Annotated in this window: 13 protein-coding genes; 8 read left to right on the top strand and 5 right to left on the bottom strand. The window is 61.3% G+C overall.

Annotation, left to right across the window (positions count from 1 at the left end):
* Positions 1-3: 3 nt before the first annotated feature.
* Positions 4-930, bottom strand: coding sequence for a GlxA family transcriptional regulator (locus TM49_RS22220; protein ID WP_052699995.1), 927 nt, complete (start codon positions 928-930; stop codon positions 4-6).
* A 424-nt stretch (positions 931-1354) separates the two neighbouring features.
* Between TM49_RS22220 and bcoG the strand changes: the two genes are divergently transcribed.
* The 8 genes from bcoG to TM49_RS22180 all read left to right on the top strand — a co-directional run bounded on the left by bcoG (position 1355) and on the right by TM49_RS22180 (position 10657).
* Positions 1355-2275, top strand: a complete 921-nt coding sequence (bcoG, locus tag TM49_RS22215) for a 3-dehydrocarnitine:acetyl-CoA trimethylamine transferase BcoG (RefSeq protein ID WP_045684452.1) — start codon at positions 1355-1357, stop codon at positions 2273-2275.
* Complete coding sequence (locus TM49_RS22210) at positions 2275-3720, top strand: carnitine 3-dehydrogenase (protein ID WP_045684450.1); 1446 nt, start codon at positions 2275-2277, stop codon at positions 3718-3720. The genes bcoG and TM49_RS22210 overlap by 1 nt, the downstream gene beginning before the upstream one ends.
* Before the next feature lie 106 nt (positions 3721-3826).
* On the top strand, positions 3827-5413 hold the full coding sequence (locus TM49_RS22205; protein ID WP_045684448.1) for an ABC transporter substrate-binding protein: 1587 nt from the start codon (positions 3827-3829) through the stop codon (positions 5411-5413).
* A gap of 7 nt (positions 5414-5420) precedes the next feature.
* A complete protein-coding gene (locus tag TM49_RS22200; RefSeq protein ID WP_045684441.1) occupies positions 5421-6380 on the top strand; it encodes an ABC transporter permease in 960 nt (319 codons plus the stop codon).
* 10 nt (positions 6381-6390) lie between these two features.
* Positions 6391-7212: an ABC transporter permease gene (locus TM49_RS22195; protein ID WP_201777019.1), complete on the top strand. Its 822-nt coding sequence runs from the start codon at positions 6391-6393 to the stop codon at positions 7210-7212.
* Entirely contained in the window at positions 7205-8860 is a 1656-nt protein-coding gene (locus TM49_RS22190; protein ID WP_045684439.1) for an ABC transporter ATP-binding protein, read from the top strand. The genes TM49_RS22195 and TM49_RS22190 overlap by 8 nt, the downstream gene beginning before the upstream one ends.
* A gap of 11 nt (positions 8861-8871) precedes the next feature.
* Complete coding sequence (locus TM49_RS22185; RefSeq protein WP_045684437.1) at positions 8872-9654, top strand: SDR family oxidoreductase; 783 nt, start codon at positions 8872-8874, stop codon at positions 9652-9654.
* Positions 9655-9664: 10 nt separating this feature from the next.
* Positions 9665-10657, top strand: coding sequence for an NADPH:quinone reductase (locus TM49_RS22180; protein WP_045685692.1), 993 nt, complete (start codon positions 9665-9667; stop codon positions 10655-10657).
* A 165-nt stretch (positions 10658-10822) separates the two neighbouring features.
* On the opposite strand, the gene TM49_RS22175 is transcribed toward TM49_RS22180, so the two are convergent.
* The 4 genes from TM49_RS22175 to TM49_RS22160 form a co-directional block, all read right to left on the bottom strand.
* Entirely contained in the window at positions 10823-11224 is a 402-nt protein-coding gene (locus tag TM49_RS22175) for a Fur family transcriptional regulator (RefSeq protein WP_045684436.1), read from the bottom strand.
* A gap of 109 nt (positions 11225-11333) precedes the next feature.
* Entirely contained in the window at positions 11334-12182 is an 849-nt protein-coding gene (locus tag TM49_RS22170) for a metal ABC transporter permease (RefSeq protein WP_045684434.1), read from the bottom strand.
* Positions 12179-13036, bottom strand: a complete 858-nt coding sequence (locus TM49_RS22165; RefSeq protein ID WP_045684433.1) for a metal ABC transporter permease — start codon at positions 13034-13036, stop codon at positions 12179-12181. Before TM49_RS22165 ends, TM49_RS22170 begins: the two co-directional genes overlap by 4 nt.
* Positions 13036-13941 carry a manganese/iron ABC transporter ATP-binding protein gene (locus tag TM49_RS22160; protein ID WP_045684431.1) on the bottom strand — a complete coding sequence of 302 codons (906 nt, stop codon included), beginning with the start codon at positions 13939-13941 and terminating at the stop codon, positions 13036-13038. Before TM49_RS22160 ends, TM49_RS22165 begins: the two co-directional genes overlap by 1 nt.
* Between the last annotated feature and the right edge of the window lie 15 nt (positions 13942-13956).

Here is a 13956-nt window from a genome sequence, read left to right as displayed (position 1 = left end):
CCGTCAGGACTTCTTCTCGACCTTGCGGACGGAATGGCCATAGGCCTTCTGGAAAGCCTTGGAGAGGGCCGGCGCGTTGGAATAGCCGGCGCGGATGGCAATTTCGCGCAGGCCGAGTGCGGTGTTTTCCGCCATCTCCCGGGCGTGGAGCAACCGGATGTTCTGATAATACTGTCCCGGCGACATGCCGAGCTCCGCTTTGAACAACCGGTTCAGCGTGCGGGTCGACATATGGGCGCGCTCGGCCAGGGCGGTAAGCGATAGCGGATTTTCGATGGTCTCGACCATGATGTTGATGATCGCGTCCATCCGGCTGCGGCCGGGCACGGAGAGTGCAGTCGGGATGTGGGTCCCGTCGCGCTGAGGGCTGGCATCATGCATGAACATGGATGAGGTCATGAAGGCCCTGGCCGCGCCGAACTGATCGGTGATGAAGGCCAGAATCAGCTCCAGCGCCGTCGAGGCGCCGCCGCAACTCCACAATCGCCCTTCTTTCACATAGGTCTGCTGGCTGACGTGGACCTGAGGAAAGGTTTCGGCGAACTCGTTGATCACCGACCAGTGCAGCGTTGCCGTCAGATCGTCCAGGAGGCCGGTAGAAGCGAGCATCCATGCGCCTGCGTCAGCGCCGATGACATAGCGGCTCTGGCGGGCGAGCGTCATCACGAGGCGCTGGTTTTCGGGCGTCGGGTGCTGGCGATAGCCGTTGCTGGAAACGATCACCAGAAGATCGGAGGCTTCGATGTCCTCGCGCCTGGCAGTGGGGGTAAGCAGCAGGTGCGACGAGCTTTCAACCGGCGCGTCGTCGGCGCTGATGACCTTCCAGCTGACATCCTCCTGATAGAGCTCGTGAACCATGCGAAGCGGCTCGAGAAGGCAGGAGAAGACCAGGTTGGAAAAACCGTCGAAAAGCAGGAATGTGACATTCATGGGGCGCATTCGGCATTATTGGACAATAATTTGGCACGATAAGATAAAACGCGTGCGCCTGGCTACCTTATTCTCCTGCCCATCGAAACCGTCATGTTTCCGCGGCGGCTGCCTTGCGGCCTGTTGCAGAGACAATCGGACGAACCGGTGATGAAGTCTACCCTGACGGGGGCATGCCTTTCCCAAGCGGCATGTGACTGTTTTCCGCCGGCTCACGCACATGGCTGCACGCCGCGTGCCGGGATGCATCTCGCATCCGCAGTCCGATTTCAGATTTGCACGTCTATACGCTGCGCAGGGCGTCAATCTGCGCGAGGAAAATTTGGAATTTGCACGCGGGTGAACAGGCCGAAGGTCTCTCCGCGCGCGAAATGGCATTTCGCTCTCTGGCTTTGCTGACGGGAGCGACGTAACAGGAGTATTCATGCCTCTGACAATGAACAGGGATGTTTTTATCACGTGCGCTGTCACCGGTTCGGGCAGTACCCAGGACCGCTCTCCCCATGTTCCCCGTTCGCCTGAAGCGATTGCAAAAAGCGCCATCGATGCCGCCAAGGCGGGCGCTGCCATCGTCCATTGTCATGTCCGCGATCCCGAAACCGGTGTTCCTTCGCGTCTTCCATCCCTCTATCGCGAAGTGACCGACCGCATCCGCGATGCGGAGGTCGATGTGGTGCTGAACCTCACCGCCGGCATGGGCGGCGACATCACTTTCGGTTCCACGGAGGCGCCGCTGCCGGTCAACGCGGCTGGAACCGACATGATCGGCGCTGCCGAACGTGTCGTCCACATCGCCGAATGCCTGCCCGAACTCTGCACGCTCGATTGCGGCACGATGAATTTTGCCGAAGCCGATTATGTGATGACAAACACGCCCGGCATGCTGCGCGCCATGGGCCAGATGATGACCGATCTCGGCGTGAAGCCCGAGATCGAGGCGTTTGATACCGGCCATCTCTGGTTTGCCAAGCAGCTGGTCAAGGAAGGCATCCTGACGTCGCCGGCGCTGGTGCAGCTGTGCATGGGCGTTCCGTGGGGCGCGCCGAACGACCTCAACACCTTCATGGCCATGGTCAACAATGTGCCGGAAGACTGGCACTGGTCGGCCTTCTCGCTCGGCCGTGACCAGATGCCCTATACCGCAGCGGCCATGCTTGCCGGCGGCAATATCCGTGTCGGTCTTGAGGACAATATCTACCTATCGAAGGGCGTGCTCGCCACAAATGCCCAGCTCGTCGAAAAAGCCGTGACCATTGCCGAGACTATGGGCGCCCGCGTCATTGGCCCGGAGGCCGTGCGCGAAAAGCTCGGTCTCGTCAAGCGCGCGCCGAAGGGTGCTGCGTGATGAGCGGGGATGGCCTATCGAAGGCTGCGATTATCGGCGGCGGCGTGATTGGCGGCGGCTGGGCCGCGCGGTTTCTGCTGAACGGCTTTGACGTTGCGGTGTTCGATCCTGATCCGGAAGCCGAACGCAAGATCGGCGAAGTCATCGCCAACGCCCGTCGCTCGCTGCCCGCGGTCTACGATAAGCCTTTGCCTGCCGAGGGAAAACTCAGCTTCTGCGCTACGCTGGAAGAGGCCGTTGCCGGCGCCATCTGGGTGCAGGAAAGCGTGCCGGAACGGTTGGCGCTGAAGCATGAAACCCACGCCGCCATTTCTGCGGCGGCAGGGCAGGGGACGATCATCGGTTCGTCCACTTCGGGGTTCAAACCGTCGGAGCTGAATGAAAAGGGCGCCCGCGCCATCGTCGCCCATCCGTTCAATCCGGTCTATCTGCTGCCGCTGGTCGAACTCGTCGGCGACAAGGCGATCTGCGAAAAGGCCGCCGGGATCCTCCGCTCCATGGGCATGTATCCGCTGACGGTTAAGAAGGAAATCGACGCCCATATCGCCGACCGGCTTCTCGAAGCGATCTGGCGCGAGAGCCTGTGGATGGTCAAGGACGGCGTTGCCACCACCGAGGATATCGACGAGGCGATCCGCATGGGCTTCGGCCTGCGCTTTGCCCAGATGGGCCTGTTCGAGACCTACCGCATCGCCGGTGGCGAGGCGGGCATGAAGCATTTCATGGCGCAGTTCGGCCCCGCGCTTTCCTGGCCGTGGACCAAGCTGATGGACGTGCCGGAGTTTAATGACGAGCTTGTCGAGCTGATCGCCGGGCAGTCGGACGACCAGTCCGGGAACAAGTCCATCCGCGAACTGGAGCGGGAGCGCGACGACAATCTTGTTGGCATCCTGCGGGCGCTGAAGGTCAGCGACAATGCCGCCGGCAAGGTCGTGTCGGCGCATGAGGCCGATCTTGTTGTCAGCGGAGAGCGCGACGGTCTTCCCGTCACGCTCAGCCGTCAGGTGCCGCCGTCATGGACCGATTATAACGGCCACATGAACGAGACCTTCTATCTGGAGGCCGGCTCCAAGGCCACCGATGGCTTCATGGAACTGATCGGCGCGGATGCCGCCTATATCGCTGGCGGCCTCAGCTATTTCACCGTCGAAAGCCATGTGCGCTATCTGAACGAGGTTCACGAAGGCGACCGGCTGACGGCGACCTCGCAGCTGCTCTCCGGCCAGGGCAAGAAGATGCATCTCTTCCACCGGCTGTTCCGCGGCGACGGCGAACTGGCGGCAACCGTCGAGACGCTGCTGCTGCACACGGATCTCAATGCCCGGCGCACATGCATTCCCGAAGGTGAGGTCGCCGAAAAGCTCGCCATGTTCGAGCGCCAGCACGCCGATATGCCAAAGGATGGCGCCGGCTGTTTTGTCGGCGAGCGCCCCGGCACGCGTTAGCTGCCAAGTTTCATACGGGCTCGTACCAACACTTTTATTCCGCCCTATCTGAGAGGCATACGAGCCGCCTCGTTTGCGGACAAACCCAAACCAAGACGGAAGCAAAATGAAAAAATTTCGGAAATCTCTCACAGCCAGCATGTTGAAGAGCGGCATGTCGCGTCGCGCATTCATCGCCCGCACCTCGGCGCTCGGTGTCGGTGCTGTTGCCGCCAATTCGGTGTTCGGCCGCATGGCCATGGCGCAGGAGCCGGTCAAGGGCGGCACGCTGCGCATGGGCCTTGGCGGCGGCTCGTCCACCACCTCGCTCGACCCGGCGCTGATTGCCAGCCAGGTTCCGTTTCACGTCGTTCGCGCCTATGGCGAACAGCTTCTCGAAGTGAATGCAGACGGCTCGCTGAACCCGCGTCTGGCGGAATCCTACGAAGCCTCCGACGATGCCAAGACCTGGACCTTCAAGATCCGCCAGGGTGTCAAGTTCCACAATGGCGAGACGATGACGGCGGAAGATGTGCGCCAGACGCTGCTGCGCCATTCGGATGAGGATTCCAAGTCCGGCGCGCTCGGCATCATGCGCGGCATTTCCGATATCCGCGTCGATGGCGAAAACCTGATCGTCGAGGTTGATGTGCCGACGGCCGACCTTCCTTATCTCCTTTCCGATTTCCATCTGGCGATCCAGCCGGGCGGTGGCCGCGAAGACCCGACCGCCGGCATCGGTACCGGCGCCTACAAGATTGTCGAGGCGGAACCCGGCGTTCGGTACACCTTCGAAAAGTTTGCAGACTACTGGGACGACAGCCGTGGTCACTTCGACACGATCGAGATGACCATCATCAATGATGCGACGGCGCGCAATGCTGCGCTTCAGTCCGGCCAGGTCGATATCGTCAACCAGGTCGCGCCGCGCGTCGCAGGCCTTCTTGACCGTGCGCCGAACATCACCGTCGACCATGTTGCCGGTCGTGGCCATTACGTCTTCATCATGCAGTGCGACCAGCCGCCCTTCGACAACAAGGAACTGCGCAACGCCCTGAAATACGCCATCAACCGCGAGGAAATGGTCGAGAAAATCCTGCGTGGCTATGGCTCGGTCGGTAACGACTTCCCGATCAACGAAAGCTATCCGTTGTTCGATGACAGTATCGAGCAGCGCCATTACGATCCGGAGAAGGCCGCCGAGCTCTACAAGGCGTCCGGTCATGACGGCAGCCCGATCATCCTGCGCGTTGCCGAAACCGCCTTCCCGGGTGCAGTTGACGCCGCGCAGCTCTTTCAGCAGAGCGCACAGGCCGCCGGCATTCCGCTGCAGATCCAGCGCGAGCCCGATGACGGCTACTGGTCGGATGTCTGGAACAATACGCCGTTCTGCGCCTCCTACTGGGATGGCCGCCCGGTTCAGGACCAGATGTACACCACCGCCTATCTTTCCAGCGCCGACTGGAACGACACCCACTTCTACAATGAGGAGTTCGACGAGCTTCTGCTGGAAGCCAAGGGTGAGCTGGATCAGGCAAAGCGCAAGCAGGAATACAGCCAGATGGCGAAGATCCTGCGCGACGAGGGTGGTCTCATCTGCCCGATGTTCAACGAGTTCGTACAGGCCGTCAGCACCGATGTTCAGGGCTGGGAAGAAAACGGCGTCTTCGAGCTGATGAACGGTCTTGCTCCCGTAAAATGCTGGAAGGCTTGAGGCGCCCATGAACGCCTCCCTTCTCAAGCTTGTGGCCCAGCGGTTAGCGCTGGGCCTCATGCTGATCTTTTTCGTATCGATCCTGATTTTCGCCGGCACCCAGATGCTGCCCGGCGATGTCGCCCAGGCCATTCTCGGCCAGTCCGCCACACCTGAAGCGTTGGCAAACCTGCGCGCCGAACTCGGTCTGAACGCGCCGGTCTATCAACGCTACCTGTCGTGGCTCGTCGGTCTGCTGCACGGCGATCTCGGCACGTCCTTGACCAACGGTCAGAACATTGCCACCGCCATCGAGGGCCGGCTGTCGAACACGCTGTTTCTGGCGGGTTGTGCCGCCATCATCTCGGTGCCTCTTGCCATCATTCTCGGCCTCGTTTCGGTGCTCTACCGCAACCGCTGGCCGGACAAGCTGATCTCGACCATTACGCTTGCATCGATTTCCGTGCCGGAATTCATGCTGAGCTACATCCTGATCTTCTATATCGGCGTGCAGCTCGGCTGGGCGCCGTCGGTGGCGATGATCAATTCGAACATGTCGTTCTTCGCCAAGCTGCATGCCATTGCGCTGCCGGTCACAGTTCTGGTGATGGTGGTGCTGGCGCATATGATGCGCATGACCCGTGCGGCGCTTTTGAACGTCATGCAGTCGGCCTATATCGAAACCGCCGAACTGAACGGGCTGTCCCGCTTCAAGGTGATCTGGCGTCATGCGTTTCCGAACGCCATCGCCCCCATCGTCAACGTGGTGATGCTGAACATGGCCTATCTGGTCGTCGGCGTCGTTGTGGTCGAAGTGGTCTTCGTCTATCCGGGCATGGGCCAATATCTGGTGGACCATGTGGCCAAGCGCGATGTGCCGGTGGTTCAGGCCTGCGGCATCATCTTTGCCGCTGTCTACATCAGTTTGAACATGCTGGCGGATATCTTCTCAATCCTCGCCAATCCGCGCCTCAGGCATCCGCGATGAGGAGAAGAACATGATAAAACGAATACCTTATCCCGCCCTTATCGGCCTGTTTGTCACCATCTGCTTCTTCCTCGCGGCCATCTTCGCGCCGTGGCTTGCGCCCTATGGCATGAGCCAGGTTGTCGGCGATGTCTGGGAGCCGGCATCCGCCGCGCACTGGCTTGGCACCGACAATATCGGCCGCGATCTGCTGTCGCGCCTGATCTATGGCGGCCGCACCACGATTTTCGTGGCAATCGCGGCAACCATGGTTGCCTTTGTCGTCGGCACCACGCTCGGGCTTTTTGCGGCCACCGTCGGCGGCTGGCTCGATCAGGTTCTGTCGCGCTTCGTCGACCTCATCATGGCCATTCCATCGCTGATCTTTGCGCTGGTCGTGCTATCGGTGATGCCGGTTACCGTGCCGATCCTGATCGTCGTTATCGGTCTTCTGGAGGCAACGCGGATGTTCCGCCTGTCGCGCGCTGTCGCAGCCGACCTCGCGGTCATGGACTTCGTCGAGGCCGCGAAGCTTCGCGGTGAAGGTCAGATCTGGGTGATCTTCCGGGAAATCCTGCCGAATGCGATTTCGCCGCTGATTGCCGAACTCGGCATGCGTTTCATCTTCGTCGTGCTGTTCATCTCGACGCTTTCCTTTCTCGGCCTTGGCATCCAGCCGCCGAATGCCGACTGGGGCGGTATCGTGAAGGAAAACAAGGATGGCATCGTCTATGGCATTCCCGCAGCCCTGCTTCCGGCTGTCGCTATCGCCGCGCTCGCCATCTCCGTCAATCTGGTCGCCGACTGGATTCTGGAACGCACGACTTCGCTGAAAGGAGGCCGCAATGGCTGAGGCTCTTCTTGAAATCAAGGACCTCAAGATCGAGGCAACCAGCTATCCGCCGGGCGAAAAGCCGCAGAAGATCACCATCGTCAACGGCGTCTCGCTGTCGCTCGAAGCGGGCAAGGTGCTGGGGCTGATCGGGGAATCGGGCGCCGGCAAGTCCACCATCGGCCTGTCCGCCATGGGTTATGGCCGTGGCGGCGTTCGGCTGACAGGCGGCTCGATCAAGCTCAATGGCCGGGAAATGCGCCGCGCGCCGGGCAAGGTGCTGCGCTCCGCGCGCGGGGCAGAGGTGACCTATGTGGCGCAATCCGCTGCCGCCGCCTTCAACCCGGCGCGCAAGCTGATGGATCAGGTCATTGAATCGACCGTCAAGCACAAGCGCATGAGCCGGTCGGAGGCAAAGGCACGCGCCGTCGACCTCTTCACCCGCCTTGGCCTGCCTGACCCGGAGACCTTCGGCAACCGTTACCCGCACCAGGTCTCCGGCGGTCAGCTTCAGCGCGCCATGACTGCCATGGCGCTCTGCCCGAAGCCGGACCTTGTTGTCTTTGATGAGCCGACGACGGCGCTGGACGTGACCACCCAGCTTGGCGTTCTGGCCGCGATCAAGAAGGCGATCCGCGACTTCGGTGTGGCCGCGCTTTACATTACCCATGATCTTGCCGTCGTCGCCCAGATTGCCGATGACATCATGGTTCTGCGCGGTGGCGAGACGGTCGAATACGGCACCTGCGACCAGATCATCAACCATCCGCAGGAAGAGTATACCCAGGACCTCGTTTCGGCAATCAATGTCGAGCGGCGCGAGCGCGATCCGGATGAAAAGCCGGTGCTGACGCTGAAGGAGATTTCGGCGCGCTATCGCGGGCTCGATTTCGATGTGCTGAAGAACATCAACATGGAGGTTCAGCCGGGCACGACGCTCGCAATCGTCGGCGAGAGCGGCTCGGGCAAGTCGACGCTTGCCCGGGTGCTGACCGGGCTTCTGCCGCCCCATACCGGGGAAATCGCGTTTGACGGCGAGGTGCTGTCGCCAGCGCTGAAGGGCCGCAGCTGGCAGAACCTGCAGGAACTGCAGATGATCTATCAGATGGCTGACGTGGCGATGAACCCGCGCCAGACCGTCGGCACGATCATCGGCCGCCCGCTGGAATTTTATTTCGGCATGAAGGGCAAGGAAAAACGCAAACGCGTCATCGAACTGCTCGACCGTATCGAACTCGGCGAGGAGTTCATCGACCGCTATCCGGCCGAACTTTCCGGCGGGCAGAAGCAGCGCGTCTGCATTGCCCGTGCACTTGCCGCCAAGCCGAAGCTGATCATCTGCGACGAGGTGACGAGCGCGCTCGATCCGCTGGTGGCCAAGGGCATTCTGAAGCTGCTCCGCGATCTTCAGCTGAAAGACGGCGTGACCTACATCTTCATCACCCACGATATCGCCGCCGTGCGCGAAGTCGCCGACACGATTGCGGTCATGTATCAGGGCGAGGTGGTGCGCTATGGCGGCAAGCAGGAGGTGCTGTCGCCGCCGTTCGACGATTACACCGAGCTTTTGATGCGCTCCGTGCCGGAGATGCGGATCGGCTGGCTGGAAGATACGCTGGAGCTGCTCGAGGAGCATCTGCCGGCTTCCGCTGTGCCCGAAGGAGCCTGATCTTGTCTGCAATGAGACCCGAAACTGATGACCCTGTGGCTCTGGTCACCGGCGCCGGCTCCGGCATCGGCAAGGCGATCGCCCTCAATCTGAAGGCCGAGGGCTTTCGCGTGTTCATCTGCGACGTCGACGCTGACGCCGTCGAAAGCATGCAGGCCGCCGGTATCACCGCGACGGTCTGCAATGTCGCCGATGAGACTGCGGTCGCCGCTCTGGTGGCGGAGGTTCTTGCAGCGACCGGCGGCAGGCTTGATCTTCTGGTCAACAATGCCGGCATTTCCGGCATGAACGCGCCGGTGGAAGCGGTCGACGCCGAAGACTTCCGCCGCACCATGGATGTCAATGTCAACGGCACCTTCTATTTCCTCAAGGAAGCGGTTCCGGCGATGAAGGCGAGGGGCAGCGGCGCGATCATCAACATCGCCTCGACGGCCGCGCTTTTCGGTTATCCGAACCGCACCTCCTATGCCGCCTCCAAATGGGCTATTATCGGGCTCACAAAGACGCTGGCGATGGAGCTTGGCCCCTTCGGCATCCGCGCCAATGCCATCTGCCCCGGCTCGGTGGAAGGCCCGCGTATCGATGGTGTCATCGCGCGTGATGCAAAAAACCGTGGCATGGAAGCTGGCGATGTGCGCAGGATCTACGAGGGCCAGGCGTCCATGCGCAAATTTGTCAGCGCCGACGATATCGCCCGCATGTGCGTGTTTCTGGCGTCGAAGGATGCGGGCATGGTTTCCGGTCAGGTGATCGCCGTCGATGGGCACACCGAAAGCCTCTCAGTCCCCTTTTAGGAGCGTTATGATGAAAGCCATCCGGTTCGAAACTTTCGGCCCCGCCGATGAGGTGCTGATCTACGGCGATATCGAAACGCCCGTCGCCGGCCCCGGCGAGGTGCTGGTGAAGCTCCACACCAGTGCCGTCAATCCGTCCGATACCAAGAAACGGATGGCGTCTTTCCCGGACCTGCTCGATGGTGGCTATATCATTCCCCACAGCGATGGCGCCGGCGTGATCGAAGCCGTTGGTAAGGGCATTTCCGAAAGCCGGATTGGCGAGCGGGTCTTCACCTTCAATGCGCAATATGGCCGCCGTTTCGGCACGGCTGCGGAATATGTCGCTCTGCCGTCTGCCCATGCGCCGTGCCTTCCTGATCCTGCAAGCTTCGAGGTTGGCGCCTGCCTCGGCATTCCGGCCATGACCGCGCATCGCTGCGTCTTTGCCGATGGTTCGGTCAATGGCAAGACCGTGCTTGTCACCGGCGGGGCGGGCCGGGTCGGCTTCTACGCCATCCAGTGGGCCGCACTTTCCGGCGCCCGCGTGATCGCGACCGCCAGCAATGACGCAGATGCCGATGCCTGCCGCAACGCCGGTGCATCGATCATCGTCAATCACCGCGATGCCGGGTGGCCGGAAGCGCTTCTGGCCGCAACCAACGGGGAGAAGGTGGACCGCGTGGTGGAGGTCGAGTTCGGCGCCAATCTCGAAAATGTACTGAAGGTCATCGGCACAAGCGGCGTCATCGCGACCTATTCATCGACGGCCGAGAAGGAGCCGAAGCTGCCCTTCCTCAAGATGATGTATCTCGACATCACCATCCGCATGGTCATCGTCTACGCCATGCCGGACGATGCCAAGGACCACGCCGTCTCCGATATTCAGGACGCGCTGGAAGCCGGCCGCCTGCAGCATCGCATTGCTCGCCTGATCCCGCTTTCCGATTGCGCCGCCGCCCACCGCGAAATCGAAGCGGGCGAGGTGCGGGGCTCCGTGGTGCTGAAGATCAGCGACGACTGACGTCCGGCCTCCTGCGTCAAGCGGGCTTTTTGGCGGGAGCGCTGCAGCAGCTTGGGTCGGAAACGTCAGGTTTTCGACGAAAGACACAATTCCAGCCGGCCCCTCTGGATGAAATACGCCACATCAGCCATGCCGGCCGAGAGAAAAACGCCAGTGAAGTGAAGCCTATTGGCGGCGCTTGACGTAGATCTCGAGCTTGTGGCTGACGATGGAAAAGCCGTGTTTTCGCGCGATTTCTTCCTGGAGCCGCTCGATCTCGTCTGAGCGAAACTCGATCACATCGCCGGTATCGACATCGATCAGGTGGTCGTGGTGCGGGTGATCGGCGCTTTCGAAGCGGGCAGGGCCGTCGCCGAACTTGTGCTTTTCCAGAATGCCCTTTTCCTCAAGCAGTCTCAGCGTGCGGTAGATCGTGGCCAGCGCAATGCCCGGATCGATCTCGGCCACGCGCCGGTGCAGTTCCAGCGCGTCGGGGTGATCTTCCATGCTGGAAAGGACCTGCAATATGACGCGGCGCGGCTTGGTCAGGCGAAGGCCGTTTTCGGCGCAAAGGCTTTCAATGTCCATGCGATATGCTCCTCCTGCCGGCCGATCTGCTCCATTGAGAAAGCGTGCGGCCGATGAAGTGAGTTTTCGCAACTAAGCCAGTCGCGCCGCAATTGCAATCTTGCCGTCATCATTCGCTCGTCTGCCTGCTTTCGACGCGCGCCGTCTTCTGCGTGGAATAGAGGAAGACAGCGACGAAGACTGCTGAGAGCAGAAGCACGATCGTCGGGGCGGGCGAACTGTCGATGAAGAACGACAGGTAGATGCCGAGGAAGGACGAGACGACCGCGATGATGACCGAGAGGATCAGCATAGCCGAAAAGTTCCGCGTCAGCAGGAAGGCAATGGCGCCGGGCGCGATCATCATCGAGATCGCCAGAATGATGCCGACGGCCTTCAGTGCCGCAACCACGGTCAGCGAGATCATGCAGAGCAGGCCGTAGTGCAGCAGGTTTACGCGAAGGCCGACGGCGCGGGCCTGTGCGGGGTCGAAGGCATGCAGCAGAAAATCCTTCCACTTGATGTCAAGCACGGCGGCCACAAGCGCTGAGATCGCAGCCGTTTCGGCGATGTCTCCCCATGAAACGCCAAGCATGTCACCGAAGAGAATATGGTCGAGATGGACCGAGGACTGGATCTTCACATACATGACAAGGCCGAGGCCGAACATGCCGGCAAAGACGATGCCCATCACCGTGTCCTGCTTGATGCGGCTGTTCTCGGTCAGATAGCCAGTCAGAAGCGCGCAGATCATGCCCGCCGCAAATGCCCCGATCGCATAGGGGAAGCCGATGATGTAGGCGAGGACGACGCCGGGAAAGACGGCGTGCGAGATCGCATCGCCCATCAGCGACCAGCCCTTCAGCACCAGAAAACAGGAGAGCAAAGCCATGGGAATGGCGACCACGGTGGAGATGATCAGGGCGCGGATCATGAATTCGAACTGGAACGGCATGAGAAGCGTGTCGATCAGTGTCATTGGCCCGCCTCCAGCGCCTGTCTGGCGCGGGCGCGGGCCGCGCGCAGGCCATGTTTGGGCGCAAGCAAGAAGGCGGCCAGGAAGATCACCGTTTGCAGCACGACGATGATGCCGCCGGTCGCGCCATCAAGGAAATAGCTGGCATAGGCGCCGAAGAAGCTGGTCAGCGTGCCGATGATGACGGCGAGGACCAGAAGCCGCGGGAAACGGTCGGTCAGCATATAGGCCGTGGCTCCGGGGGTGACGACCATGCAGATCACCAGAAACGCACCGACAGTCTGAAGCGCCGCCACGGTCGAGGCGGCGAGAAGCGTGAAGAAGATCGCCTTCAGCAGCCCCGGTCTGAGACCAATGGAGCGGGCATGGTTCTCGTCAAAGAAGGTGACCATCATGTCCTTCCATTTGACGAGAAGGATTGCCAGCGACACGAAGCCGATAATGGCGAGCTGCAACGTGTCTTCCGGCGTGATCGCCAGAATATTGCCGAGCACGATGGTCTGGATATTGACCGATGTCGGCGAGATCGACGCCATGAACAGGCCGAGACCGAAGAAGGAGGAGAAGATCAGTCCGATGATCGCGTCTTCCTTCAGCTTGGTGCGCTGGTTGAGGAACAGCATCGCCGCCGCCGCCAACCCGCCGGAGAAGAACGCGCCGATGGAAAAGGGCAGTCCGAGCATGAAGGCGCCTGCAACACCCGGCACGATCGAATGCGAAAGCGCATCGCCGATCAGCGACCAGCCTTTCAGCATCAGGAAACAGGAGAGAAAGGCGCAGACCCCGCCGACAAGGGCCGAAACCCACATGGCATTGGTCATATAGGCGTAGCTGAAGGGCTCGAAGAGGATCGCCATCAGCGCTCGCCCTCCGCCGTCTCGTCCTCGTCCCGCTTCTGGGCCACGCCGTCGCGAAAGATCAGCGGGCGCTCGTCATCGGAGAAGATGCCGACAGGGTTGGGGTGGTCCTGCCGTGCGCCGTTCAGCATGAAGTGTCGGAGCACGCCGCCGAACGCCTGAGTGAGATTGGCCTCGGTGAAGGTCTCTTCCGTCGGGCCATAGGCCAGCACCGTGCCCTTGACCAGCACCGTCTGGTCGCAGAATTCCGGCACGGAGCCGAGATTGTGGGTCGAAACCAGCATGACCCGACCTTCATCGCGCAGGTCTCGCAAGAGCGCGATGATCTGGTCTTCGGTCTTCACATCGACGCCGGTGAAGGGTTCGTCGAGCAGAATGACCCAGCCATCCTGCGCCAGCGCGCGCGCCAGAAACACGCGCTTCTTCTGGCCGCCGGAAAGTTCGCCGATCTGGCGGTGGCGGTATTCGCTCATGTTGACGCGGGCAAGGGCCTTGTCGACGGCCTCGTGATCGGCCTTCTTGGCCCGACGGAGCGGGCCCATATGGCCATACCGTCCCATCATCACCACGTCCTCGACCAGAACCGGAAAGTTCCAGTCGACCTCTTCGGCCTGCGGCACATAGGCAACGAGGTTTTTCTTCAGCGCCGCGTTGACCGGCATGCCGAGCACGGAAATATCGCCCCTCGCCAGCCGAACGAAGCCCATGATCGCCTTGAAGATGGTGGACTTGCCCGCGCCATTGACGCCGACAAGGGCGGCAATGGAGCCCGCGGGGATGGTGAAACTGGCATCCCGAAGCGCCGTCAGCCCGTTTCGATAGGTCACGGTCGCATCGCGGACGGCGATGCCGGTTCCGGCACTCTGCTCTGCCTGATCAGGGCGCCTGTCCGCATATTGTTTCATGTCCGGCAACACCTT

The sequence above is a fragment of the Martelella endophytica genome (genome assembly GCF_000960975.1).
Taxonomy (GTDB): Bacteria; Pseudomonadota; Alphaproteobacteria; order Rhizobiales; family Rhizobiaceae; genus Martelella; species Martelella endophytica.
The sequence above is the reverse complement of the archived record's forward strand: the minus strand, read 5'-3'. Positions and strand labels throughout refer to the sequence as shown.